Raw genomic sequence first — 24,403 nt, 5'->3', positions numbered from 1 at the left:
TGTCTGCAGGTTGTAAAATTTGTCTTGCAAAAACGGCATCGCTTTAATTATCAGCTTAGATTAACGAAATCTTCGAACACCTAAAAAATCTGTGATTCTAACCTTATAATACCAACTCGCCCCTTTGAATCACGCCACCACCAATCACATCGTCGCCTTCGTAAAATACGGCGCTTTGTCCGGGTGCAATGCTTTTTACATTTTCATAGAAACGAATGCGCAAGCCATTATCAGCGTTATATAAATTACTTACAGCGCCCTTATCTTTATAGCGAATTTTAGTAATTGCTTCCATGCCATCGCTTATGCTATCGTATTTGATCCAATTTATTTTGCCTACCAGCATATCGTTTTGGTCTAAGTCGGCTTCTTCGCCAAGTACTACGGTATTGTTATCTGGGTTGATAGCCGTTACATAAGCTGGCTTACCCAAAGCTATTTCCAAGCCTTTTCTTTGCCCTACAGTATAGAAAGGATAACCTTTATGCTTACCCAATTTTTTGCCTGTTTTATCTACAAACCAACCCCCATTTACCTGCTCTTCTAGCCCATCCACGCGGCGTTTTAAAAAACCTCTGTAATCATTGTCTGGCACAAAACATATTTCGTAGCTCTCACTTTTCTTTGCAAGTTCAGGATAGCCAAGGTCAACCGCCATTTGTCTAATAGCAGTTTTACGATATTTCCCCAAAGGCATAATGGTACGGCTAAGCAATTCTTGATCAAGGCCCCACAAAACATAGCTTTGATCTTTGGTTTCGTCTAGGCCTTTGCTAATGACATATCTACCATTGGTATGCTGGCGAATTTGTGCATAATGACCTGTCGCAATAAATTGACAACCTAAGGCATCGGCACGTTTTAGCAACGCACGCCATTTGATATGGGTATTGCACATCACACAAGGGTTGGGTGTACGGCCCGCCAAATATTCTTCTACAAAATTTTCAATAACAAAATCACCAAACTCGTCTCTAATATCTAAGATATAATGTGGAAAGCCATGGTCTACCGCCGCCTTTCTGGCATCGTTAAAGCTATCAATATTGCAGCAGCCAGTTTCTTTTTTGCTTGTGCCGCCTCCGCTTGTAGCATAATCCCAGGTTTTCATGGTAATGCCAATCACTTCATATCCTTCATGGTGCAACATCAAAGCCACTACAGTACTATCAATACCGCCACTCATTGCCACTAAAACTTTTCCTTTTTGGCTCATTTTAAAACTTTTGGCAAAAATAACGAATGGGTAGCAGTTGCCATCTATCTTGTAGCTGGTCGGATTATCTAATACTGGAAATTTTATCGCTAGGATATACGATAATTTTATTTTTTATTAGGTGCTAGTTCTATTTTGTTCCTTGTATGTCTCGTGCATATTTGCTGTTTAATACTTTAATCAGTTGCTCTAAGCATTGGAAAATAATACCCAATTGCTGCGCCTGTCTTGCTTATTTCTAGCTAATTTCATCCCCATGAAAACATATCGTTGGGGTATTTTAGGTGCAGGTAAAATTGCCCAAAAATTTTGTACAGCACTCAATTTTGTGAATGGCGCACAAGTCTATGCCATTGCTTCTCGTAATGCTGAGCATGCACAAGCTTTTGCAGTCAAATACAATGCTGCTAAGTTTTATACCAGTTATCTTGATTTGGTGACAGACCCTGATATCGATATTATTTATATCGCAACACCACATGCGTTTCATCACGAACATACCATGCTTTGCTTGCAACATTGCAAGCCAGTATTATGCGAGAAACCAATGTCACTTAATAGCTCGCTTAGTAAAGAAATGACTGACTTTGCCACTCAGCAGGGGATATTTTTAATGGAAGGTTTGTGGACACGCTGTATGCCGTTTATAGAGAAAATCCTAAGTCTTATTGCGGAGGATGCTATTGGTACTATTAAACATATACAAGCAGATTTTGGTTTTGCAGCGCCTTTTGATACCAATGGCAGACTATTTAACAAATCCCTTGGCGGCGGTTCGGTTTTGGATGTAGGTATCTATCCTATTTTTCTAGCCACTTTATTGCTTGGCAAACCAACTACCGTTCATGCTATTGTTAACAAAGCTGAAACTGGCGTTGATGTATCTGCCGATATGCTGCTGCAATATGCCGATGGGGCAACGGCTCATTTACTAAGTAGCATTGGGTTTAATACGCCTATTACTGCAACTATTTTGGGTACCAAAGGGCGTATTGCGATACACAATCCATTCTTTAAAGCCACTGATCTCTCTCTCGTTTTAAACGATGGAACTACCAAAACCTTTGCTTATCCGCATCTATGCAATGGCTTTGAGTACGAAATTGAACATGTGATGTATTGCCTTGAAAATGGCTTGCTACAAAGCCCTAAACTGCCACATCATTTTACTTTACAACTAAGCACTATTATGGATGAAGTGTTGCGTAATTTGGCTTAATATACTTTCCTGAGAAAATAAAAATGGCTCAATATAGAGCCATTTTTATTTATCCGATTTAATCTTGACCATCTGCGTTATCAGCGTTCCTATCTACACCAATTCTATCACCATCGCGCTAGCGCCACCACCACCATTGCAGATAGCAGCACCGCCTATTTTACCGCCTTGTTGTTTTAAAACATTAATAAGGGTGACAATAATTCTTGCGCCACTACAACCCAAAGGATGTCCCAAACTAACCGCACCACCATGTACATTCACTTGCTTGGGATACAATTTCATTTTCTCGCTATTGGCAATGCCTACTACGCTAAAGGCTTCGTTTAGTTCTACAAAATCTAAGTCCTTTATTTGCAAGCCCGCTTTGGCTACTGCTTTGGGCAATGCCAAGCTTGGTGTGGTGGTAAACCATTCAGGCGCTTGTTCTGCATCGGCATAGCTGCGTATAATGGCCAGGGGTTGAATGCCCATGGCATCCGCTTTTTCTTTACTCATCAGTACTACTGCGGCTGCCCCATCGTTCATGGTGCTGGCATTGGCGGCAGTCACTGTACCGTCTTTTATAAAAGCTGGTTTTAAGTCGGGTATTTTGTCAAATTTTACATTATAAGGCTCTTCATCTTTGGCAAATACCATCGGTTCACCTTTCTTTTGTGGGATTGGCACAGGCACAATTTCTGCTGCAAACCAGCCTGCTTGTATAGCAGCCTGACTGCGTTTATAGCTTTCTATGGCAAAAGCATCTTGGTCTTCACGACTTATCTCTAGCGTTTTGGCACATAGTTCGGCAAAATTGCCCATGGCTTCTTCCTTATACACATCCGTTAGACCATCTTTTGCCAAACCATCTTCTAGCAACACATTGCCATATTTATTACCCCAACGCAACTTGGGCGAATAGTAAGGTACATTACTCATGCTTTCCATACCGCCAGCTACCACAATATCCGCATCGCCAAGTAAAATGCTTTGCGCACCATTGGCAATGGCTTTCATGCCACTAGCACATACTTTGTTAACTGTGGTACAAATCACAGTATCTGGCAAGCCTGCAAACTTAGCCGCCTGCCTCGCCGGCGCCTGACCGAGCCCTGCCTGAATCACGCAACCCATCAGCACTTCTTCAATATCGGTGGGTTGTAAGCCCGCTTTTTCTACAGCGCCTTTAATGGCGATAGCGCCCAATTGTGTGGCCGAAAAATCTTTCAAGCTGCCGCCAAAACTTCCAATAGGTGTGCGCACAGCAGCAACAATATAAACGGTTCTGTTAGTCATAGTAAGCAATGTTTGTAGCGAAGGTAGATTTTTAATAAGTCACATAAAGCAACAAAGCAGACAAAATACACCAAGTTTATGTGATACAAGACTCGTAACACTAGCAATGATGTACCCAGTCTATATTGTATCAATAATTCTACAAATGACATGGCAGCAAGCTTCTGCTTCTTGTGAAATACAATTTTAGTACACTATCCCAACTTAGTCTGTGCTTTATCCCGACTTGATTTATACTTAATACCCAATTGGGTTTTGTACTTTACCAAGCGCCAAGCGATTTTTTTGTTGGAAGATGGGGTATGGAATTTTGACTAGTAAATACGCATGTCATGCAATAGATTTTGGAGCATGCACCAAGCTATTTAAAAAGCGCCCCAACCCTTTTGCAACGAATACATTAAAATATGCAAAAATGTCTACTCGTTTTGCAACGAATACATAGCGATATGGAAAAATATCTGATGTATTTTGAACAAATATATTATAATATGCAAAAATATCTAAGCTTTTTGCAACTATTACCATGTTGTTTACAAACCTACAGTTGGCTTTTGCAACCATTGACCAGCCAAATTGACCAATGCCGAAGTCATCATGAAGGGTAGATAATGGCTTTGGTATGCAGCAGAGGATGTTTTAATGCAGGTCTTTAAAACATACTAACTAAAGGATGACTTTTGATGGGTAACTATTATTTGAAAAAAGTAACAGGCAAGTATGGGTTGGCTAGTGCTTATTGCTACGCTAGAGACTAGTGGAATCTTAGGGATTCTTATGCTGTATGTGCTATTTGCGTATTTCCTACCAGACGCTTTAATGTATCTGTTAAAAAGCCTTTGAGACTTAAATCTTCATCCAAACTGTGCCAATAAATACCGGTACCATTTGCTTGAATAGCATATTGTAATAGTTGCTCTTTAGTAGCTAATTTCAATAATGGATAATTTGATATTTTTTGTTGAAGTACTGCATTGGTATTTAAGATAACCAATAATAAATCTAACTCAGGATGAACGTCAATCGTTTTAATACGCAATCCTTCCATGAATATTAGTCTTTCAATACTATCGTAATTATTTTGAAAAGTAGTCATTCCATCTAGTTTTAAATTGTTCAAAATTTTTTTGTACATGCCACATGATATCTTTTATTTCTTTGTTGTTAAATTCGTGCATATAGGCTATTTCAATAGTAGGCTCTAACCATATTTTCCCATCAGCATTACCTTTTGTTACATGCACATGAATAGGCTCATTGTTCTCGTTGCTGTAAAAGAAAAATCGAAAACCATCTATAAGTAATAATGTGGGCATATGCTACAAAAATAAACAACTTAATTATTAATGCAAAGATGATTGCTATCGTATAAAAATTAGTTTCTGAACTATCGCAAGTTTCTTGTTTGGTGCTAAACGGCGTTAAGAAAATATTATTCCTTATTGATTGTACTATCTACATTTATTACTGTGTATTTCATTTGCTTTTGAAGTATATTTCTTTTACCGCTATTAAAATCAATAAACGATACTTCTAGCGGTATTGTGTGTGTGCCAATTGTAGAAGCTGCTTTTAAATTATAAACAGAAAAGCCTTCAACATTTAAGCTGACCTTAATGCCATTAATCTTAATTATCGGTTGAAACCTTGTTGAAAATATACCGATGCCAGCCGTTATTTCAATGTTTTCACCAGCCTTTACATAACTTTTATCTTGAGAAACTACTGGTAATATTTGATCAAAACCGCAATAATTCCATAGGCACTTTTTGTTGAAATAGCCATTAATGTCAGACTGCGCTATTAAGATATTGTTTTGAAAGACTGTTATTGTTGCGATTGTAAGGTTTGTTGATGTATTTTTAAAAAAGTAATCATTGAAATTTTGTGAATCATTTTTCGTGGAATCAAAGTATGGATTGATAATTTCTAGATGCCTTTCAAATTCTTTATTTGCATTCGTGTCTAACTGTAAAATATTGGTGCGATAAGCTTTTAGTGTCTTGTATAATGTTGACCAATCGTCATTAGTGATGTGTGTTTGCTCTGTATTTTTAAATTTTGCTTTAGCAGCATTTAAATAACTGATTATACTGTCTGTTAGCTTGTTTACAGCCTCTGCTTTAGACAAATAATCTTTTGCAGCTTCTGTATTTTCGTAAGGGTCACTCAATCTATTTTTAAAAGCATGCATTTCTGAACTACAATTTGCTTCTATCAAAGCGTTAGACTTTTCTAAACTGGCAGCAAGAGTTTCTAACTGTAATTGCTCGCTTTTGTTGCTTTTCCCACAACTAGCAGAAACAAGTACAAACAAAACAAGCTTGGTAAAACGTAGTACAATTTGCATAGTCACATATAAGCAACTCAATGTACTATTAGATGCATTATCGTGTTTCATATTGTTTGTTAATTTTATAACTACTATCGTTTGCTTACATCTAAATTTATAAAAGCTCAATACAATATCTAATATTGCATTATGCAACTTATCAAACGATAAATAGTAGTCCCAACCTAGTAACATAACAGGAAAATCAAAACCTACAATTGTATCAACTGATGTTCTATGCCTATGGCTTGTAATTGTTGCTGTAGGCGGTCTGCGTGGGTATCGGTAATAAACACTTGCCCATCGTCGGCGGTACAAACCCAAGCTAAAAGGTTGTGCATCCTTTGTTCGTCTAGCTTTTCAAAAACATCGTCAAGCAGTAATATGGGTGTAAAGCCTTTTTGGTTTTTAAGGGTTTGCCATTCAGCTAGTTTTAGGGCAAACAATAGGCTTTTACGCTGCCCCTGGCTGGCTTCGTTTTTAAAGCTGCTTTGCCCCATGGTAATGGTGAGGTCGTCTTTATGAATTCCAACGGTGGTGCGCTGCAAAGCCATGTCTTTACGCTGTGCCGCTTGCAATAATTGTAGCAAAGGTGCCTGCTGCAAATCGCTCGCATAAGTAATAGCAACATCATCGGCCTTGCCTGCAATACGTTGGTAAAATTGTAGGGCAAGCGCTAGAAAATCTTGTAAAAATTGGGTACGTTGTTGGTACAGCCACTGCCCTTTTTGGCTGAGTTGCTCGTTAAAAATGGTGAGCAAAGCCTCGTTAATACTGCCTTGCTCGGCGGCTTGTTTTAGTAAGCTATTGCGCTGTTGCAATACTTTGGTGTAAGCAATGAGTTCGTGTAAATAATCAGCATCTAGCTGCGATAGAATGGTATCTATAAATTTTCTTCGCGCTTCGCTACCACCAATAATCAATTCAACATCGTCTGGCGCAATCATCACGCAAGGAAAACGGCCAATATGGTCGCTGAATTTTTTGTAAGCATCATCGTTGACGCTAAATTCTTTTTTATTGTTTTCACGTACAATACACAGCAGGTCTTGCGGCTCGTTGTTAAGCGTAAAATGGCCTTGCAAGCGCATACCTGCTAAGCCATGGTGGACGTTTTGTGCATCGGTGCGGCTGAAATAACTTTTGGTAAAACCGAGGTAGTAAATCGCATCAAGCAGGTTGGTTTTACCACTACCATTAAGCCCGCAAATGCCTACCACTTTGCTGGTAAAAGCAAATTGCTGTTGCACATAATTGCGAAACTGCACTAATGATATGGACTGAACTTGCAGCATTTGGGCAGCAAAGTAATACGATGTACTGTATATATTTTTTGTAAGTTTGAATAAACAATGAGAAAATGGAAGAAATAATATTTATGGTAGAGGAAAGTGCCGAGGGCGGATTTCTTGCAAAGGCACTTGGGGTTTCTATTTTTACAGAAGCAGATACTTATGACGAACTAAGAGATGCTGTAAAAGATGCGGTAAAGTGTCATTTTGATGATGAGAGGTTCTAATTGTAAATGCTATGCAAACAGATAAACCCAAACCTACCGATATAGACAGCTATATTGCTGATTTTCCTGAAGCAACACAAGCATTGCTACAACAAATACGCGCAACGATACAGGCTGCAGCACCAAATGCGATAGAAATCATTAGCTATGCCATACCTACGTTTGTGTATCATGGTAATTTGGTGCATTTTGCTGGTTACAAACAACATATAGGTTTTTATCCGGGAGCTGCTGGTATTGCAGCTTTTAGAGATGAGATTAGCCAATACAAATGGGCCAAAGGTTCGGTGCAATTTCCTTTAAACGAGCCGCTACCTTTGGATTTGGTGACAAGGATAGTGCATTATAAATTGGCTCAAAATGTGGCTAAAGTTGCAAAGAAGAAGAAACAATAATTTTAACACATAGGCACATAAAGCACAAAGTAGCGCATACACTGAATAATCTTTTAGCACTTATTACCTTATGATAACTTATCTTACCCCAAATAATACTGTTATGCAAATACGTTTTGTTATATGTTTTGTTGTTTGTGCTATTGCCTCAAAAGTATCTGCACAAAGCCCTACTATTTCTTTGCTAGATACTAGCAGAAAAGTAAGTATTAGAGGCTTAAGCGTGGTGAACGATGATGTGATCTGGTGCAGTGGTAGCAATGGTAGTGTTGCTAAAAGTGTAGATGGTGGTAAAACCTTTACTTGGCAAACGATAACAGGTTACGAGAAAAGGGATTTTAGAGATATTGAAGCCTTTGATGCTAATACCGCTGTTATTATTGCCGTAGCAGAACCTGCCATTATCTTAAAAACAAAAGATGGTGGGCAAACCTGGAAAAAGGTATTTGAAGATACGACCAAAGGGATGTTTTTAGATGCAATGGATTTTAGCAAAAATGGTATGGGTTGGGTAATTGGTGACCCGATTAATGACCAATTATTTAAAGCCTTGTCAATTGATTTTGGTGACAGTTGGGTGAGTATTACAGGCCTTGATGAAAACAATAAACTGCGTAAAGGCGAAGCTTTTTTTGCATCAAGCGGAACGAATATAAAGACTAGTACAGACAAAGTATACCCGAACATATTTACGACTGGTGGTATGGCTTCTCGCCTATTTTACAAAAACAAAACGTATCAACTGCCAATAGTACAAGGCAAAGAATCTACTGGGGCAAATTCTATTGATGTGTTTAAAACCAAAGCTGTGGTGGTGGGTGGCGATTTTGCCAATGATAAAGACACCACCAATAATTGTGTATTAATTGACCTTAAAGGAAAAACCGGCCCAACATTTACCAAGGCACAAACACCACCACATGGCTATAGAAGTTGTGTGGTGTATATTAACGAAAAAACATTGGTAGCTTGTGGTACAAGTGGTGTAGATATTAGCTACGATAGTGGCAATAACTGGCAATTAATTTCTACACAAAGTTTTCATGTGGTCCAAAAAGCGAAAAATGGTAATGCCATTTACTTGGCTGGTAGCAGGGGAAAAATTGCTAAACTGTCATTCTGAGGAACGAAGAATCTAAACGTCATGTTGACGAAGGAAGCATCTAACTGAATGCTATTTAGCAGATGCTTCGTGCCTCAGCATGACAACAATAACAGGATGACATTAATCTACCGCAATTTCATCTACAAATAACCAACCCGGCTTACCTGCACCGGGTTTGCCACCTAGTATGGTGCCATCATTATGGGCAATCACTTTTAAATATCGGGCTGTTTGACTAGGAAATTTCAACACGACTTGTTGCTGTGTATCATCTGATGTTAATGGAAACCTTTCTACTAGCTTAAAATCTTTGCCATTGTAAGAAATCAATATTTCTGTCAGTGGCGATTTGTAAATCCAACTGCCTTCTTGCGCTAGCATATCCAATGTTACAGTGGAAAAACTTTCAATTTTGCCAAAATCAATCACTGCTTCCATGTTGGTACCATTAAAACCAAGCCATTCGGCCGAGTTAATGCCTTTAATACTCACCACACCATTTACCAAACCAAAAGCCCCACCGTTACCAGGATATTGTGCAGCAGGTGCATTGGCAAGTGTTATCTTTTTGCCTGTTGCTTTATTGAAACGAATAATCTTACTAAAGTGTTGATTTAATCCTTTAACACTTGCTAGCACTATTGAAGTGGCATCTAAGTAAATAGGCTTTTCGTATTTTAAATGTGCAGTTGGATATGCTGTCCATTCGGTAGTTTTAGTATCGTATGCACCTGCGAAATACACTATTTCTTCTTGAGATTTTGAAGAGAGAGACCACATTAATCCTTTATTGTTTTTCGCTGCATAAATGCTATCCTTTATATCATAATATGCTTTACTACTATTTACTTTCCAAAATTCATAGCGTTTAAATTGGTATTGCAATCTCTTCTCAAAATCAGGCAGACTTTTGTTAGCGGGTTTTGTCCATAAGGCTTCGCTTAGCGCACTCATTCTTGGAAAAATCATGTACTCTAATTTGGCGGTATTGCCTATGTATTCTGTCCAAACATTTCCTTGCGCACCAAGTATATATTTGGCTTCATCGGCCGTTAACTCGGCTGGCAATGGATTATAATTGTATACTTTTTCTACTGGTAGATAGCTACCAATGGTTACAGAATCTTCGTTTTTGGTTTGGCTATGATCGAAGTAGCAATAAGTACCGGGTGTCATTACAACTTGGTGTTTTTGTTTGGCGGCTTCAATCCCCCCTTTTTCGCCACGCCAGCTCATCACCAATGCATTTGGCGCCAAGCCACCCTCGAGTATTTCATCCCAACCCATCATTAGTCGGCCTTTGGCGTTAATCATTTTCTCTATGCGATGAATAAAATAACTCTGTAATTCATCTTCATTTTTCAACCCTTCTTTCTTCATAAGATCTTGGCAAAAAGCCGATTCTTTCCACCATTTTTTACTACACTCATCACCACCAATATGTATGTATTTACCGGGAAATAAATCGATTACTTCATTGAGTACATTTTGCAAAAATGTAAAAGTACCTTCTGTAGGATTCAATACATTATTCACTTTATCAAACGTACCCCAGGTTTGCCCCACTTCTTGAATAATATTGGGTGTAGTAGATAACTCCGGATAAGCAGCAATAGCCGCCAAACTATGGCCGGGTACATCTATCTCTGGTACAATGGTAATAAACCTATCTGCAGCGTATTGGACTAACTCTTTTATTTGTGATTGGGTATAAAAACCGCCATAGTAAACACTGTCGTTGCCAGTACCAGGATAGCGACCAATGATGGTACCTTTCCTAAAAGCACCAACGCTTGTTAGCTTCGGATATTGCTTTATTTCAATACGCCAACCTTGATCGTCGGTTAAATGCCAATGAAAATAATTCATCTTGTGTAGTGCAATAAAATCGATGTATTGTTTGATATAATCTACGCCAAAAAAGTGCCTACTCACATCTAAATGCATCCCACGATACCTGAAATTAGGTGCGTCCGTAATATTGAGGCAAGGGATGGAAAAGTGAGTGGTGGATGGTGAATAGTGACTATTAATTGGTAGTAATTGTAAGAGACTTTGCATGCCATAAAAAGTACCTTCTAGCCCATCACCAGAAATAAGTACCGCTTTTGGCGTAATAGCTAGCGTGTAAGCACTACCATTATCCGCGGCTTTTGGAAATTGTTTGGTGGCAAAACTGATATAATTAGCCGCTGCTTGCTTGGCTACGGGCAACTGAAAGCCATAAAATTTTTTTAAATAGCCATTAAAAAAGTTGGCTGTATTTTTCTCAGCGTCATTTGTGTAAACAATGGTAGTAGTGGTAGATACCGTAAAATTACCCTTGGTAACTTGTAATTGATTGGGCTTAGGAATAATATGAATGGTTTGTGCTTGGCTTGTAATAGCACTAAAGGCAAACAGAATGGCAATAATTTGTCTCATTAGATAGTATTTTACAGGTGATGAAGATAGGTAAGATGTTGCTTATTGTAACTACCTTTCATGCATATAACCGCAAAAAATTCATTACTATCATTTGGTCATAGTTTTATTTAACATGCTAAATAAGTGTGTAGTTGTACTTGTCGCACACAAAAATGCCATATTTAATAGTTTTTTTATTTATTTAAGATGGCTAATTTTTGGTTGTTTAAGTGACACCAAGCGCATTTATTACAAAATATCAGACACTGCCATGCAAAAAATTGCAATTTGAAATTTTATAATCTGGTTGTTGCAGTAAAGTATATTTCCAAAATCTTATAGGTCATGTACCTTTTTGTTAAAAAATGTGAAGGTTACATAATGTTTAAATTAATTGATGAATGACAAGTATTCTAACATGATGGTTATGTTTGCATATTATTATTTAGAGCGTACATTATTTTAAATGCAGTAGCTTTATATTTAAGCATTTACATTTGCGGCGTTACTAAATTGTTACGTGTATGTTTTGGTATGAGGAAGATGTAAAAAATCTCGAACGCATAAAAGAATCTATATCCTATCAGCCCGAATTGGTATTTTATGGTAGTTCTTCAATAAGGTTATGGCGTAGTTTAAACAAAGATTTTGAGAATTGTCATCCTATCAATTTAGGTTTTGGCGGTTCTACATTGGCGGCTTGTGTATGGTATTTTGATAGAATCATGGCAGGCTTGCAGCCAAAAGGGATGGTGCTATATGCAGGTGATAACGACCTTGGGGATGGTAGACATCCAGAAGAAGTGTTTGTGTTTTTTAAGCAATTGATGGCTTTTATTAGGCAGAAATATGGGAATATCCCAGTAGCTTATATTTCTATTAAACCAAGTATTAGGCGTTTTAATATTATAGACCAAATACGATTTACCAATAAAATTATTTCGGAAGAAATAGAACGCATGAACGATGCTACGTATTTTGTAAATATTTACGATCGCATGTTAGATGCTAATAAATATCCTAGAAGGGATTTGTTTGAGCCCGAAGGATTGCACATAAACGATAAAGGCTATGCCCTATGGAAAAGCGTCATCGATGAAACACTTGCAGCTAAGTCACTTCATTTATTGTCAACCATTTAAATAAAAATCGTTATGAGTTACCAAGCAAGTCACGCCGTTAAAAGAGCGTACCAAAAATGGTATAGCCCTCACTTGCAAAGAGATATGGAATTATTAGTGTTTGGTGACGGTGGTAAGCCCGTGTTGTTTTTCCCCACACGGACGGCTCATTTTTACGATTATGAAGATTGGAAAGTAATAGATGCATTAGCGCCAAAAATAGATGCGAGAGAATTACAAATTATTTGTGTAGATAGTGTAGATAAAGATAGCTTTTACAATAAAGAATTACATCCCTCAGAGCGTATCAAGCGCCACGAACTGTTTGAAAAATATATCCTAACAGAAGTATTGCCTTTCATCAAACAAAACAATACAAACCATCAGATTATTTCGGCAGGCTGTAGTTTAGGCGCTTACCATGCAGTTAATTTGGCGTTTCGATATCCACAACTATTTAGTAAAGTAGTAGGTATGAGTGGGCGTTATGATATCACAATCCAATTATCTTTTTTTGAAGATTTGTTTGAAGGCTATATGGATCAGCAGATTTTTATGCACCAACCGACACAGTACCTGCCACACATAAAAAGCGAAGCCACGCTTGATAAGCTAAAGCAATTAGAAATTATTATCGCGATTGGAGAAACGGATGCTTTTTTAGCCAATAACCTGTTGCTTGATAATATATTGTCAGAAAAGGGCATACAGCATGAGTTTTTTATTTGGCAAGGTGAAGCACATAAAGCCCAATATTGGAGCCAAATGGTGCAGTTATATTTCTAATATTATACCTAGAATTTAAAATAATTACACTAATTATTGAATAGTGCTATTGGTTCTTGTTGAATCTACGTTATCTGCAATACCAAACATTCTTTTATGATAGCGAAAACGCCACGACCACCCTATTATGCGGTCATTTTCACATCCCTTAAAACCAATGAAGAAGAAGGCTACAATGAAACGAGTTCGTTAATGGTAGAACTTGCCGAACAACAGGCTGGCTATCTTGGCCAGGAAAGTGCAAGAGATGGTGTAGGTATTACGGTTTCTTATTGGGAGAATCTTGATGCTATAAAAAATTGGAAACTACAAACTGACCATTTGCTAGCACAAAAGCAAGGCAGAGAACAATGGTATGCTTGTTACAAAACACGCATTTGTTTGGTAGAACGCGATTATGGTTTCGAAAAATAAATAGATATTTTAGTCGGCTTTTACGCGTTGTAATAAAACATCATATACATCTGCATAGCTTGTACCGATCGGTAATTCTTTACCAACAACAAATACCTTGCTTTTACTAAATTTTTCCACCTTAGCTATTGGTATAATGTACGACCGATGTATGCGTATAAATTCTTTTGTAGGTAGCTTTTCTTGAATGCTTTTTAGGGTCATTAAAGTAAGTATAGGTGTTGGTTTGATGTATAATTTAATATAGTCATCAAGTGCTTCAATTAAGTCAATCTCTTTTAAGTTTATTTTCATCATCTCATAATTGGCTTTAATGAAAATAGAACTCATTTGTAAGTCTTGCGAAGACAAAAATTCCATGTATTCTTTGGCTTTGTACACCGCCTTTAAAAACCGGTCAAATTCAAAGGGTTTTAGTAAATAATCAACGGCGTCTACGTTAAAACCATCTACTGCATAATCTTTAAAAGCAGTTGTAAATATTACTTGTGGCTTATTAGCTAATGATAGATTTTTATAAAATTGTAAGCCACTGACATCAGGCATCTGTATGTCTAAAAAAATCAAATCCACTGGATTTTGATGTAAGTAAATAGTGGCTTCATCAGGATTAGTAAATACCTTTTTAAGTTGTAAAAATGGCACTTTCTCACAGTATTGTGTTACCAATTGCAGCGCCAAAGGCTCGTCATCTATTGCTATGCATTTAATCATTTTATCGTAATATCTAGAGTTACAAAAAACTGGCTACCATCATTGGTAATGACTAATTTATGGTTGTTGGGGTACAATAAATCCAATCTTCTTTTCACGTTATTAATACCAATACCTGTTGTATCTAAAATGCCATTATCTGCTTTTACAATGGTATTGGTGGTGTATAAGTGTACAGCATTGTCTGTAGCTTTAATAGTGATAGCAATAGTAGAATGTTCTTTGGTACTTACGCCATATTTAAACGCATTTTCAACAAAAGGAATAAATAGTAATGGCGCAATTTGTTGATTGGTAATCGTTCCTTCTGTGGTGAAAGCTACCGCAACTTTATCTGTTAATCGTACACGCTGCAAATCGATAAAATTTGTAATAAAATTAACCTCATTTTCAAGCGGTACAGTATCACTTTGCGTATCGGTTAGTATGTAGCGCATAATGGCTGATAGCTTCATAATGGCGGGTGCTGTTTTTTCGCTGCCAACAACTGCCAATGAGTAAATATTATTAAGTGTATTAAAGAAAAAATGTGGATTTACTTGAGATTTTAAAAAAGATAACTCCGTATTTAATTTCTCTGTTTCTACTTCTTTTTTGGTTTGCTCAGACTTAAGCCACTGCTGCGTTACAGAAAGGCAAGTACTTATTAAAAACACCAAGAAAAATATCGCATTTGAGCCTGGAAAAAATATAAAACGAGATCCGCCATGCATACCGCCACCGCCTCCTCGTGGGCGCATTTTCCATTGGTTTAAAGAATCAGCTAGATGGTCTTGCGCTTTAAAAGCTTCCATTTTAAATGGAAACTCTTCCGGGGGTACAATTAAATTTGCAATTTCTCGCGGTACATACATAAATACTATCAAACAAGCCACAATACTTGCCGCATACCATAACCACTTTTTTTGAAACAACAATTTGGGTAATAATACCAATGTATTTAAATAATAAAACGCTATCAAATATATTCCATTGGTTGTAAATAAAGCGATAAAACGGTTACTAACATTCGCTGGCATTTCTCTGCCCTGTGGTCTAAAAATATAGGGCAATAAGAAAAAACAGCCCCAAACAGCCATATGGATTACAATCGTAAGTATTCGTTTATTGTTCTTCAAAACGGGGTATTTAAAAGGTACATCAATAGTCGTACAAACATAATCTTACTATTAAACATAGGTTTTACAATATGGGTAAAGCAAAGTATTCAATCGGTAAATATTGTTTTTCGCTATAACTAATGTGTTTATTATACACAACAACTAGTATTTTTAACCCCTAAAACATTGTTATGCATTTGAAAAACGTATGTCTTGCAGCATTGGTAATGCTGTTTTTTGCTTCTTGTACCAACCAAAATACTGCAGTAACTAGCAGTGACACAGCTAAAATAGACGGTCATCCTGCATGGATTATGCAAGGTAATATTTACGAAGTAAATATTCGCCAATACACACAAGAAGGCACTTTTAAAGCTTTTGAAAAAAATTTGGACAGATTAAAAGATATGGGTGTGCAAACACTATGGTTTATGCCGATTAATCCAATTAGTATAAAAGATAGAAAAGGCGCGCTTGGTAGTTATTATGCTGTCGCAAATTATACTGCCATCAATCCTGAATATGGAACGTTGCAAGATTGGAAAGATTTGGTAGCAAAAGCGCATGAAATGGGCTTTAAAGTAATTATAGATTGGGTACCAAACCATACCGGTGCAGATCATTATTGGCTAGAAAAACATCCTGACTTTTATGTGCTTGATAGTATTACTAAAAAGCCAGTTTCGCCATTTGACTGGACAGATACACGTAAACTTAATTACAATAACCCTGCAATGTGCGATAGTGTGATTGCTTGTATGAAATATTGGATTACAGAAACTAATATTGATGGGTTTAGATGTGATGTAGCACCAGAAGTACCAGAAGCTTTTTGGAAAAAATGCATTGCTACATTGAAACAGCAAAAAAACATATTTATGCTGGCTGAAGGCGATAAACCTTGGCTTCACAAAGCTGGCTTTGACCAAACTTATACTTGGAATGATTTTAATATGATGAAATTAATTGCCAAAGGTGAGCGAAAAGCGTTTGCTCTAGATAGTGCGATTGCTAAAACCGATACCAGCTTTCCGAAAAATGCGCTGCGCTTATTCTTTACGAGCAACCACGATGAAAATAGTTGGAATAAAGCCGATTATGCAACCATGCCTGGCGAAAGTCATGCGCCATTTGCCGTGTTAACACAAACGTTGCCAAATAGTGTACCATTAATTTATAGCGGTCAAGAAGAGCCAAAGCTAGATAGTATTAGCTTTTTCTATAAAAACCCGATTCAGTTTGGTAAATATCAACGCGCTAATTTCTACAAAACATTATTAACTGCTAGAAAAAACAACGCAGCACTGGCCGCAAATGCAAGTTTTACCAAACTTAGTACCTCTAACGGCGATGCTGTTTATGCTTTTGTAAGAGAAAATAGTGGTAAAAAAGTTGTGGTTATTACCAATCTTTCTAAATCACCTCAAACCATTACTATTAAAAATGCCATTATTGATGGCGAAGCGACAGAATTATTTACTAATAGAAAACAATCTCTAAAATCGGGTCAAGCAATTAATTTGCCTGCTTGGGGCTATTTGGTATATCAATACTAACTTATTTAAGAATCATTGTAAAAGGCTATTACGGGTTTTAAACCTGTGATAGCCTTTTCTTTTTTCATATATCTGTAACATTTTAGCGACACTTTCGTTTAAAAAAGCGAATCGCTTATCTTTTAACCATTAAACAATCCTTATAATTTGCCTTTTATCCTCGCTTTGCGCCATCCATGCTAAAGCAATGTACTATGCAATGCAAGGTAATTAGTTTTGTTCTGTAATAATCAAACACAAGAACTAAAAATATTCAAAATAACATTATGAAAAAGATCATCACGCTATTAACTGCACTTGGTTTATTGAGCTTTACAAGCCAAGCACAAAACAATTCTGGTAAAATAAACGGTGCTATTACTAGTGGCACCAAACCTTTAGAAGCTGCTACCATCAATCTATTAAGGGCTAAAGACAGTAGCATTGTTAAAATTGCCGTAAGTAATAAAGACGGCAATTTTGAAATAGAAAAAGTAGCTAACGCAAAATATTTGGTAGCCGTACAAAGCATAGGTTATAAAAAATATTATAGTGATGTATTTGAAATAACGACCGCTAAAAATGTGGTTACATTACCATCCATTGTGCTTACTGTTATGGATAAGCAACTAAGCGATGTGGTGGTTACAAGTAAAAAACCCTTGGTAGAAATTAAACTTGATAGAACCATTGTAAATGTAGAAGCATCAGTTACCAATGTTGGTGCTACCGCTTTGGAAGTTTTAGAAAAGTCACCTGGAATTACGGTAGATAAAGATGGGAATATTAGTCTCAAAGGTAAAAGCGGCGTAGTTGTTTTGGTAGATGGCAAACCTTCTTATTTAGGCGCTGCCGATTTAGCCAATATGCTACGCAGCATGTCATCCAATCAATTAGACCAAATCGAAATTATGACCAATCCGCCAGCAAAATATGATGCTTCTGGTAATGCAGGCATTATTAATATTAAAACAAAAAAGAATAAAATAAAAGGCTTAAATGGTTCTATAACAGCAGGTTATGGGCAAGGTGTGTTTCCTAAAGCCAACCAAAGTTTTAATATGAATTATCGTGATGGTAAATTGAACTTATTTGGTAATTACAGCTACAATTACAGAAAAGGTTTTCAAGACCTAGATTTGGTCAGAAAATTTTTAGATAATAGCAAACAATTGGCTTCTACATTTAGTCAAACTAGCAATATGACCGATGAGCGAAACAGTCATAGTGCAAAATTTGGTGCCGACTTTTTTGCTACTAAAAATACCACGTATGGTTTTGTCATCAATGGGTTTAACAATAACACATCCCGCACTGGCTATAATAATACATTAGTTCGAAAGGTAGTTGGTGCTGATACTATTACAATAGCATCAACGCCTACAAAAGAAACATTTAAAAACCTCAGTACCAATTTCAATTTTCGTCATCAATTTGATACAACTGGTAAAGAAATGACTGTAGATTTGGACTATGGTGGGTATGATATTAAAAATATTGGTATGCTTAGTAATCAATATTTTGATGCGAACTACCATCCTATTTTGAACAACGATACATTAAATAGTAATTTACCTACTAAAATTAATATCTACAGCGCAAAGAGTGATTTCACGTTGCCACTAAAAAAAGGGGCAAAATTTGAAGCAGGTTTTAAATTTAGCTATGTAGAAACTGATAACAATGCACAATATGATAGTCTGATTAATAACCAATCGAAACCAGATTATAACCGTAGCAACCACTTTCTTTATAAAGAAAATGTGAATGCTGTTTATGTAAATTATAGTAAACAATTGAATAAAAAATGGGCGATGCAGCTAGGGCTACGTTTAGAAAACACCCACGCAAAAGGCGACCAATTTGCTAAAGTATTAATAGGTAATGCTACGTTTGATACTACTTACACCCAGTTATTTCCAACAGCATATATTAGTTATACGTTAAATGATAAAAATCAATTTTCATTAAACTATGGCAGAAGAATTAACAGACCTGATTATGAATCTTTAAATCCTTTTGTACAATTTATAGATAAATACACTTTTGAGCAAGGTAATCCTGGTTTAAAACCACAGTTTAGCGATAATATTGAGTTGAGCCATTTATTTATGGGCGGCGCTATTAGTACTACCTTAAACTATACAAAAGTAAATAATATTATACAACAAGTTATTGAACAACATACAGCCACCAATGAAACCTTTGTTAAGCAAGCCAATATTGCAACCCTAGACCAATTTGGTATTGCGATTGCTGGCCAGGCGCCTATTGCAAAATGGTGGAACCTTAATATATATACTAATTTTTACACAAATCGTTTTAGAGGGTTGGTAAATAATGCTTATGTAGATCTCAGTTCGCCTACTTTCTTGTTAAATGCCAGCAACACATTTAAGTTGGGCAAAGGTTGGAACGCCGAATTGAGTGGTTTTTATAGAAGCGAGGGATTAGAAGGTGTAATGTATATAAGACCATTAGGCAATATAAACGTCGGTATTTCAAAATCTGTACTAAACAATAAAGGTTCTATTCGCTTGAATGTAAGAGATATTTTTTGGATGCAACAACCAAGTGGTTATGCCAAATATGGCGATATCGACTTAACTTTTAAAAATAGAAACGATAACCGCGTGGCAAATATCAGTTTTACCTATCGTTTTAGCAAGGGTAAAATAGGCAATACACAACGCAATAGAAGTAGTGTTGACGAAGCAAGCCGTGTAAAATCTGGCAATTAACAATCTCGCGTCGTTTTAAAATCCTTCATACATATGCAGGCTATCTTTTAGGTAGCCTGCTTTTTTATTAGCAAAATATTAATAGGTTATGTAAATTATTTAGTGCACCTTTACAGTATTAAGAAAAGAATTGTCATTCCGTACCCTATTTTCTCTTAATAAAACGCTTTGGCGCATTCGTTTTTATCCGCAGGTATTTTGTCAACCTTCTCCAGGCAATTATTACTTATTCATCATTAGCGGTTTTCAGCAATGATCTTCAGCACAATATTCATTAGCAGTTGTACCATTTGGTATCGCTAGCTCAAATACATTTTATGACATTTAACGACATGGGCGTAATTAGCCCCATTTTAAAAGCCTTACAAGAAGAAGGTTACACGCAACCCACACCTATTCAAGAACAAGCCATTCCGGTAATTTTAAGCCAAAACGATATATTAGGTTGTGCACAAACAGGTACTGGCAAAACCGCTGCTTTTGCTATTCCTATTTTACAATTATTACAGGCACAAAAAGACGCTGGCGATACCAATACTGGTATTAAAGTATTGATTTTAACACCTACAAGAGAACTTGCTATACAAATTGGTGAAAGCTTTGTAGCTTATGGCAGACATTTAAAATTGAAACACGCAGTTATTTTTGGCGGTGTTTCTCAGTTTCACCAAGTAGAAGCCCTAAGAAAAGGCATTGATATCGTTATTGCCACACCAGGCCGTTTGTTAGATTTAATGAACCAACGTTTTGTGCATTTAAATAGTCTTACAACGTTTGTTTTAGACGAGGCTGACAGAATGCTTGACATGGGTTTTGTGATGGATGTAAAACGCATTATCACTAAATTGCCTGTTAGAAGGCAAACTTTGTTTTTTTCTGCAACTATGCCGCCTATTATTCAACAATTGGCTAATAGTATTTTAAGTAATCCAGTAATGGTAAAGGTGTCGCCAGTATCTTCTACCGCTAATACTATTGACCAAAAGGTATATTTTGTAGATAAAGATGATAAGAAAAAATTATTGGTGCATTTGCTACAAGATAAGTCCATTGCCAGCGCATTGGTATTTACACGCACAAAACATGGTGCCAATAAAATAGCTGAGCATTTAACCAAGTCTGGTTTCGATACCCAAGCGATTCACGGTAATAAATCGCAAAATGCGAGACAGCAAGCCTTGCAAAATTTTAAAAATGGCAAAAACCGTGTGCTAGTAGCTACAGATATTGCTGCTAGAGGTATTGATATTGATGAACTTTCCCATGTTATTAATTTCGAATTGCCTAATATTCCAGAAACCTATGTGCACCGTATTGGTCGTACAGGTCGTGCAGGTTTTAGCGGCAAAGCCTACTCTTTTTGTGATATGGAAGAAAAAATGTTCTTGCGTGATATTCACAAGGTTATTGGTAAAACCTTACCTGTAGAAAAAGAACATCCATACGCAATGCCAGAAGTAACGCCAATTATTACTACTTATGTAAAAGCACCGTCACAACAATTTAGAGGTAAAAAGCGTAGATTTTAACTGTGTGAATTAGCAATAATTTTACGTCCCGATAGCTATCGGGATAAACGAATAGAAAATCCCATTTCAGTTACTTGAAATGGGATTTTTAATGGAAGAACTTTGGGCTAATAAAAAAGCCCACCAAAAAGTGGGCTTTCATTATTTGTAAAAAAAGATTAGTCTTTTTTCGCGTAACGTTTTTTGAATTTATCGATACGACCTGCAGTATCTACCAATACATTTTTACCTGTATAGAACGGGTGAGATGTATTAGAAATCTCTAATTTAATTACTGGATACTCGTTACCATCTTCCCAAACAATGGTTTCTTTGGTATTAGCGGTAGATTTGCATAAAAATGATGTACCGTTACTCATGTCTTTAAATACTACTAAACGGTAATTTGAAGGGTGGATACCTTGTTTCATATAATTTTATTTAAGGCTTGTACGGATTTTGCCGTACAAATTATTTTAATGGATGGCAAATGTACGCTAGATAACAGTTTTAGCCAAAATAAATTTGCAACTAGCTCTTCATATTATCAAATTGAAGTGAAAAGCCTAAGTTTCCATTTCTACATAATGCCATTACTTCTTGTAAATCATCAATTTTTTTGCCAGTAACACGTACAATATTATCCATAATGGCTGCTTGTACTTTTAGGCCGCTATCTTTAATAAGCTTTACAATTTTTTTAGCATCATCTTGCTTAAGCCCATTTCTCACAGACACTTCTTTTTTTACTACTTTACCACTTGGGTAAGCATCTTTTTCAAAATCAAATGCATTGGCATCAATACCTTGTTTCATACTACGACTGATAATCACATCTATTACTTGCTTTAGTTTCATATCGCTTTCGGCTTCCAGATTTACGATATAATCTTTTTTGTTAAGCGAAATGACTACGTGGCTATTTTTAAAATCGAATCGATTTTCAATTTCTTTTTTTACAGTATTGATGGCATTATCTAATGTTTGCAAATCAACCTTACTGGCAATATCAAATGATGGCATAACTAAAATTTTACGCAAATATAACAGCAACTTATAAAAGGCGGGTTTGTATCCATTCAAAATCTTTAAGATTTCTTTCACAACAAAAACTAAAAAGCTAGTATCTAATAACAATTATAGGCACGAAATTTTCTGATGTAAAGTCTTCTTTTCTTAAAATTTAAAATAATAGCCACAAAATAGAATTCTACCTGACCTTTTATTATTCAACACTAAAATTTCGGTTATGAATTCTTTCCAAATCATTCGTGTGATGGCTACTACCATTTTTGCGTTTATTGTTGTCAATATTTCTGCGCAAAACAAAAACAACTATGAAATTGGTATTAATGGTGGTACACTTATTTATCTTGGTGACCTTACTAATAGCGCATTTGGTACCTATAAAGGCGCCAAACCAGCTATTGGTGTATTTGTAAATAAAGATATAGACCCCTATTTTTCTTGGCGTGTTAATTTGATGTATGGTAAAATTGGTGTAGATGAATCGCAGTTTACCACACCTTTTTGGAAACAACTACGCAACTTTAAGTTTTCAACTTCCATCACCGAATTATCATCTGTAATTGTTTGGAATTTTTTGGGCGATAATGGTGCAAAGGAATATAGCCGCTTTTCACCTTATGTATTTGGAGGCTTGGGCATCAGTTTATTGCATGTTACAAGAGATTGGCACAATATCAATCGGGGGGCTTTTGATAACAAATCAACTGCGATTATTGGTTTGGGTGTAGATACTTTACATCGTACTCCAACGCTACTGCCTGTTATCCCAGTGGGTATAGGTTTTAAATATGCGCTTAATAATCAGCTATCAGTTCGAGCCGAAGCGACTTATCGCATTGGTTTTTCAGATTATATTGATGGCTTTAGCCAATCTACTAATCCTTCAACTAATGACAAATATTATGGTTTATCACTCGGTGTAAGTTATAGATTGTTAGCCAATAATTATAGATGCCCCACCATAAGGCGGTAATATTTAATGCTTAAACATTGGTACAATCACCAATTTTACGAGTATCACGATAAGGGCTATTAAAAACATAAACACTGAAATACGATTCATGCCATGCATGTATTTCATCCATTGTGTACGTTCATCATTTGGATCACGTTTTTTGATATATAGATATTCGGCTAGTTGTTTTAAAATTCCCATCTTGCAAAATTATATTCTTACAACAATATCACTTGGGTTTAGTTGTACAATTGTGTTTTTTAAATCGTAATCGTTGCATTTGGCCTCATGAAAACAATTTTTATTATGCATATGAGTCGATTTCAGATTATCAAATAAACAACTATCAAAGAGATATTTTGCCGATTGCAATTTTTAATTGTTATTTGGAATAATAATTGCCAAAATGGATAATAAGCATACCCTCAACGCTGACCAATGGATTACCAATTATTCCGACGCATTGTTTAAATATACGATGATGCGGGTAAATGATACAGGTGTTTCTGAAGACATTGTTCAAGAGACTTTTTTAAGCGCTTGGCGCAACAAAGACAATTACAAAGGCGAAGCTTCTGAAAAAAACTGGCTATATACTATTTGCAAAAACAAGATAATAGACCATTACCGTAAAAAAAGCTCAAGTATCGTACAATATGCAGAAGCCGATACTACGACCAATATGTTTGATGATGCCGAGCATTGGACAAAAGAAGATGCCCCAAAAGAATGGGGGATTAATTACCATCAAAGCGTTGAAAAGAAAGAATTTTATGGCATTCTGGAAAAATGTAAGTCTAAGCTGCAGCAGTTGCAACAATCTGTTTTTGTAATGAAATACTTGGAAGATTTAGACACAGAAGAAATTTGTAAGGTGTTGGGTATTACAACGTCTAACTATTGGGTATTAATTCACCGAGCCAAGTTGGGCTTAAGAAATTGTTTAGAAAAGAACTGGGTAAATATTTAAAGTATTGTGATGAAGCGATTAGTGAATATCAGTTGTAAAAAGGCAACATATCTTATTTCT

Annotated in this window: 25 protein-coding genes; 12 read left to right on the top strand and 13 right to left on the bottom strand. The window is 36.3% G+C overall.

The genetic code is table 11. The features are described from left to right. Positions 1–103: 103 nt before the first annotated feature. Positions 104–1,216: a tRNA 2-thiouridine(34) synthase MnmA gene (gene mnmA, locus ACFOW1_RS13285; protein WP_379014893.1), complete on the bottom strand. Its 1,113-nt coding sequence runs from the start codon at positions 1,214–1,216 to the stop codon at positions 104–106. A gap of 256 nt (positions 1,217–1,472) precedes the next feature. Here mnmA and ACFOW1_RS13280 point away from each other — a divergent pair, with 256 nt between their 5' ends. After that, the gene (locus ACFOW1_RS13280) at positions 1,473–2,435 is read left to right on the top strand and encodes a Gfo/Idh/MocA family protein (RefSeq protein ID WP_379014891.1); all 963 of its coding nucleotides are present in this window, start codon (positions 1,473–1,475) and stop codon (positions 2,433–2,435) included. 93 nt (positions 2,436–2,528) lie between these two features. Here ACFOW1_RS13280 and ACFOW1_RS13275 read toward each other — a convergent pair whose 3' ends face one another. The 6 genes from ACFOW1_RS13275 to recF form a co-directional block, all read right to left on the bottom strand. Continuing rightward, entirely contained in the window at positions 2,529–3,713 is a 1,185-nt protein-coding gene (locus tag ACFOW1_RS13275) for an acetyl-CoA C-acyltransferase (protein ID WP_379014889.1), read from the bottom strand. A gap of 330 nt (positions 3,714–4,043) precedes the next feature. Further along, entirely contained in the window at positions 4,044–4,277 is a 234-nt protein-coding gene (locus ACFOW1_RS13270; RefSeq protein ID WP_379014888.1) for a hypothetical protein, read from the bottom strand. Between the two features lie 211 nt (positions 4,278–4,488). Further along, positions 4,489–4,809 (bottom strand): DUF2442 domain-containing protein, encoded by a 321-nt coding sequence (locus tag ACFOW1_RS13265; RefSeq protein WP_379014886.1) that lies wholly within the window; start codon positions 4,807–4,809, stop codon positions 4,489–4,491. Beyond that, entirely contained in the window at positions 4,790–5,029 is a 240-nt protein-coding gene (locus tag ACFOW1_RS13260; protein ID WP_379014885.1) for a DUF4160 domain-containing protein, read from the bottom strand. The genes ACFOW1_RS13265 and ACFOW1_RS13260 overlap by 20 nt, the downstream gene beginning before the upstream one ends. 116 nt (positions 5,030–5,145) lie before the next feature. Then, positions 5,146–6,114, bottom strand: coding sequence for a hypothetical protein (locus ACFOW1_RS13255; RefSeq protein WP_379014884.1), 969 nt, complete (start codon positions 6,112–6,114; stop codon positions 5,146–5,148). A 143-nt stretch (positions 6,115–6,257) separates the two neighbouring features. Continuing rightward, a complete protein-coding gene (gene recF / locus ACFOW1_RS13250; protein ID WP_379014883.1) occupies positions 6,258–7,340 on the bottom strand; it encodes a DNA replication/repair protein RecF in 1,083 nt (360 codons plus the stop codon). 65 nt (positions 7,341–7,405) lie between these two features. Here recF and ACFOW1_RS13245 point away from each other — a divergent pair, with 65 nt between their 5' ends. From ACFOW1_RS13245 to ACFOW1_RS13235, 3 genes are all read left to right on the top strand, one after another. After that, positions 7,406–7,564 carry a 2-oxoisovalerate dehydrogenase E1 subunit beta gene (locus ACFOW1_RS13245; protein ID WP_379014881.1) on the top strand — a complete coding sequence of 53 codons (159 nt, stop codon included), beginning with the start codon at positions 7,406–7,408 and terminating at the stop codon, positions 7,562–7,564. Positions 7,565–7,575: 11 nt separating this feature from the next. Next, the gene (locus tag ACFOW1_RS13240; protein ID WP_379014880.1) at positions 7,576–7,959 is read left to right on the top strand and encodes an iron chaperone; all 384 of its coding nucleotides are present in this window, start codon (positions 7,576–7,578) and stop codon (positions 7,957–7,959) included. 103 nt (positions 7,960–8,062) lie between these two features. Then, complete coding sequence (locus ACFOW1_RS13235) at positions 8,063–9,082, top strand: WD40/YVTN/BNR-like repeat-containing protein (RefSeq protein WP_379014878.1); 1,020 nt, start codon at positions 8,063–8,065, stop codon at positions 9,080–9,082. A gap of 102 nt (positions 9,083–9,184) precedes the next feature. Here the strand turns inward: ACFOW1_RS13235 and ACFOW1_RS13230 are convergent, their stop codons facing one another. Next, positions 9,185–11,488, bottom strand: coding sequence for a beta-N-acetylhexosaminidase (locus ACFOW1_RS13230; RefSeq protein WP_379014876.1), 2,304 nt, complete (start codon positions 11,486–11,488; stop codon positions 9,185–9,187). 506 nt (positions 11,489–11,994) lie between these two features. Between ACFOW1_RS13230 and ACFOW1_RS13225 the strand changes: the two genes are divergently transcribed. The 3 genes from ACFOW1_RS13225 (at position 11,995) to ACFOW1_RS13215 (ending at position 13,791) form a co-directional block, all read left to right on the top strand. Next, positions 11,995–12,612, top strand: a complete 618-nt coding sequence (locus ACFOW1_RS13225) for a GDSL-type esterase/lipase family protein (RefSeq protein WP_379014875.1) — start codon at positions 11,995–11,997, stop codon at positions 12,610–12,612. A 12-nt stretch (positions 12,613–12,624) separates the two neighbouring features. Further along, entirely contained in the window at positions 12,625–13,377 is a 753-nt protein-coding gene (locus ACFOW1_RS13220) for an esterase family protein (RefSeq protein WP_379014874.1), read from the top strand. Positions 13,378–13,473: 96 nt separating this feature from the next. After that, on the top strand, positions 13,474–13,791 hold the full coding sequence (locus ACFOW1_RS13215; protein ID WP_379014872.1) for an antibiotic biosynthesis monooxygenase family protein: 318 nt from the start codon (positions 13,474–13,476) through the stop codon (positions 13,789–13,791). 9 nt (positions 13,792–13,800) lie between these two features. Here ACFOW1_RS13215 and ACFOW1_RS13210 read toward each other — a convergent pair whose 3' ends face one another. Further along, positions 13,801–14,505 (bottom strand): LytR/AlgR family response regulator transcription factor, encoded by a 705-nt coding sequence (locus tag ACFOW1_RS13210; protein WP_379014871.1) that lies wholly within the window; start codon positions 14,503–14,505, stop codon positions 13,801–13,803. Next, on the bottom strand, positions 14,502–15,623 hold the full coding sequence (locus tag ACFOW1_RS13205) for a sensor histidine kinase (protein WP_379014870.1): 1,122 nt from the start codon (positions 15,621–15,623) through the stop codon (positions 14,502–14,504). The genes ACFOW1_RS13210 and ACFOW1_RS13205 overlap by 4 nt, the downstream gene beginning before the upstream one ends. Before the next feature lie 173 nt (positions 15,624–15,796). Between ACFOW1_RS13205 and ACFOW1_RS13200 the strand changes: the two genes are divergently transcribed. From ACFOW1_RS13200 to ACFOW1_RS13190, 3 genes are all read left to right on the top strand, one after another. Further along, the gene (locus tag ACFOW1_RS13200; RefSeq protein ID WP_379014869.1) at positions 15,797–17,161 is read left to right on the top strand and encodes an alpha-amylase family glycosyl hydrolase; all 1,365 of its coding nucleotides are present in this window, start codon (positions 15,797–15,799) and stop codon (positions 17,159–17,161) included. A gap of 266 nt (positions 17,162–17,427) precedes the next feature. Next, entirely contained in the window at positions 17,428–19,881 is a 2,454-nt protein-coding gene (locus ACFOW1_RS13195) for a TonB-dependent receptor domain-containing protein (protein ID WP_379014867.1), read from the top strand. Between the two features lie 317 nt (positions 19,882–20,198). Next, positions 20,199–21,410, top strand: coding sequence for a DEAD/DEAH box helicase (locus tag ACFOW1_RS13190; protein WP_379014866.1), 1,212 nt, complete (start codon positions 20,199–20,201; stop codon positions 21,408–21,410). Positions 21,411–21,568: 158 nt separating this feature from the next. On the opposite strand, the gene ACFOW1_RS13185 is transcribed toward ACFOW1_RS13190, so the two are convergent. Beyond that, the gene (locus ACFOW1_RS13185; protein WP_379014864.1) at positions 21,569–21,820 is read right to left on the bottom strand and encodes a type B 50S ribosomal protein L31; all 252 of its coding nucleotides are present in this window, start codon (positions 21,818–21,820) and stop codon (positions 21,569–21,571) included. Positions 21,821–21,920: 100 nt separating this feature from the next. Continuing rightward, positions 21,921–22,412, bottom strand: coding sequence for a YajQ family cyclic di-GMP-binding protein (locus ACFOW1_RS13180; protein WP_379014863.1), 492 nt, complete (start codon positions 22,410–22,412; stop codon positions 21,921–21,923). A 226-nt stretch (positions 22,413–22,638) separates the two neighbouring features. On the opposite strand from ACFOW1_RS13180, the gene ACFOW1_RS13175 reads away from it, so the two are divergent. Continuing rightward, entirely contained in the window at positions 22,639–23,391 is a 753-nt protein-coding gene (locus ACFOW1_RS13175) for a DUF6089 family protein (RefSeq protein WP_379014861.1), read from the top strand. Positions 23,392–23,394: 3 nt separating this feature from the next. On the opposite strand, the gene ACFOW1_RS13170 is transcribed toward ACFOW1_RS13175, so the two are convergent. Further along, positions 23,395–23,574, bottom strand: a complete 180-nt coding sequence (locus tag ACFOW1_RS13170) for a DUF6728 family protein (protein WP_379014860.1) — start codon at positions 23,572–23,574, stop codon at positions 23,395–23,397. 205 nt (positions 23,575–23,779) lie between these two features. On the opposite strand from ACFOW1_RS13170, the gene ACFOW1_RS13165 reads away from it, so the two are divergent. Further along, positions 23,780–24,343: a sigma-70 family RNA polymerase sigma factor gene (locus ACFOW1_RS13165; RefSeq protein ID WP_379014858.1), complete on the top strand. Its 564-nt coding sequence runs from the start codon at positions 23,780–23,782 to the stop codon at positions 24,341–24,343. Positions 24,344–24,403: the final 60 nt, after the last annotated feature.

The organism is Parasediminibacterium paludis, from assembly GCF_042651445.1.
In the GTDB taxonomy this organism is placed as follows: domain Bacteria; phylum Bacteroidota; class Bacteroidia; order Chitinophagales; family Chitinophagaceae; genus Parasediminibacterium; species Parasediminibacterium paludis.
Note: the sequence above shows the minus strand (reverse complement) of the source record. Positions and strands in the feature narration are given on the sequence as shown.

What these genes read in the sequence shown, in the direction of transcription:
- mnmA (WP_379014893.1), bottom strand. Translation starts at nt 1,216, where the DNA reads ATGAGCCAAAAAGGAAAAGTTTTAGTGGCAATGAGTGGCGGTATTGAT.
- ACFOW1_RS13170 (WP_379014860.1), bottom strand. Translation starts at nt 23,574, where the DNA reads ATGGGAATTTTAAAACAACTAGCCGAATATCTATATATCAAAAAACGT.
- ACFOW1_RS13275 (WP_379014889.1), bottom strand. Translation starts at nt 3,713, where the DNA reads ATGACTAACAGAACCGTTTATATTGTTGCTGCTGTGCGCACACCTATT.
- recF (WP_379014883.1), bottom strand. Translation starts at nt 7,340, where the DNA reads ATGCTGCAAGTTCAGTCCATATCATTAGTGCAGTTTCGCAATTATGTG.
- ACFOW1_RS13260 (WP_379014885.1), bottom strand. Translation starts at nt 5,029, where the DNA reads ATGCCCACATTATTACTTATAGATGGTTTTCGATTTTTCTTTTACAGC.
- ACFOW1_RS13230 (WP_379014876.1), bottom strand. Translation starts at nt 11,488, where the DNA reads ATGAGACAAATTATTGCCATTCTGTTTGCCTTTAGTGCTATTACAAGC.
- ACFOW1_RS13180 (WP_379014863.1), bottom strand. Translation starts at nt 22,412, where the DNA reads ATGCCATCATTTGATATTGCCAGTAAGGTTGATTTGCAAACATTAGAT.
- ACFOW1_RS13265 (WP_379014886.1), bottom strand. Translation starts at nt 4,809, where the DNA reads ATGACTACTTTTCAAAATAATTACGATAGTATTGAAAGACTAATATTC.
- ACFOW1_RS13280 (WP_379014891.1), top strand. Translation starts at nt 1,473, where the DNA reads ATGAAAACATATCGTTGGGGTATTTTAGGTGCAGGTAAAATTGCCCAA.
- ACFOW1_RS13165 (WP_379014858.1), top strand. Translation starts at nt 23,780, where the DNA reads ATGGATAATAAGCATACCCTCAACGCTGACCAATGGATTACCAATTAT.
- ACFOW1_RS13225 (WP_379014875.1), top strand. Translation starts at nt 11,995, where the DNA reads ATGTTTTGGTATGAGGAAGATGTAAAAAATCTCGAACGCATAAAAGAA.
- ACFOW1_RS13210 (WP_379014871.1), bottom strand. Translation starts at nt 14,505, where the DNA reads ATGATTAAATGCATAGCAATAGATGACGAGCCTTTGGCGCTGCAATTG.
- ACFOW1_RS13270 (WP_379014888.1), bottom strand. Translation starts at nt 4,277, where the DNA reads ATGGTTGCAAAAGCCAACTGTAGGTTTGTAAACAACATGGTAATAGTT.
- ACFOW1_RS13245 (WP_379014881.1), top strand. Translation starts at nt 7,406, where the DNA reads ATGGAAGAAATAATATTTATGGTAGAGGAAAGTGCCGAGGGCGGATTT.
- ACFOW1_RS13190 (WP_379014866.1), top strand. Translation starts at nt 20,199, where the DNA reads ATGACATTTAACGACATGGGCGTAATTAGCCCCATTTTAAAAGCCTTA.
- ACFOW1_RS13240 (WP_379014880.1), top strand. Translation starts at nt 7,576, where the DNA reads ATGCAAACAGATAAACCCAAACCTACCGATATAGACAGCTATATTGCT.
- ACFOW1_RS13200 (WP_379014869.1), top strand. Translation starts at nt 15,797, where the DNA reads ATGCATTTGAAAAACGTATGTCTTGCAGCATTGGTAATGCTGTTTTTT.
- ACFOW1_RS13185 (WP_379014864.1), bottom strand. Translation starts at nt 21,820, where the DNA reads ATGAAACAAGGTATCCACCCTTCAAATTACCGTTTAGTAGTATTTAAA.
- ACFOW1_RS13235 (WP_379014878.1), top strand. Translation starts at nt 8,063, where the DNA reads ATGCAAATACGTTTTGTTATATGTTTTGTTGTTTGTGCTATTGCCTCA.
- ACFOW1_RS13220 (WP_379014874.1), top strand. Translation starts at nt 12,625, where the DNA reads ATGAGTTACCAAGCAAGTCACGCCGTTAAAAGAGCGTACCAAAAATGG.
- ACFOW1_RS13215 (WP_379014872.1), top strand. Translation starts at nt 13,474, where the DNA reads ATGATAGCGAAAACGCCACGACCACCCTATTATGCGGTCATTTTCACA.
- ACFOW1_RS13255 (WP_379014884.1), bottom strand. Translation starts at nt 6,114, where the DNA reads ATGAAACACGATAATGCATCTAATAGTACATTGAGTTGCTTATATGTG.
- ACFOW1_RS13175 (WP_379014861.1), top strand. Translation starts at nt 22,639, where the DNA reads ATGAATTCTTTCCAAATCATTCGTGTGATGGCTACTACCATTTTTGCG.
- ACFOW1_RS13195 (WP_379014867.1), top strand. Translation starts at nt 17,428, where the DNA reads ATGAAAAAGATCATCACGCTATTAACTGCACTTGGTTTATTGAGCTTT.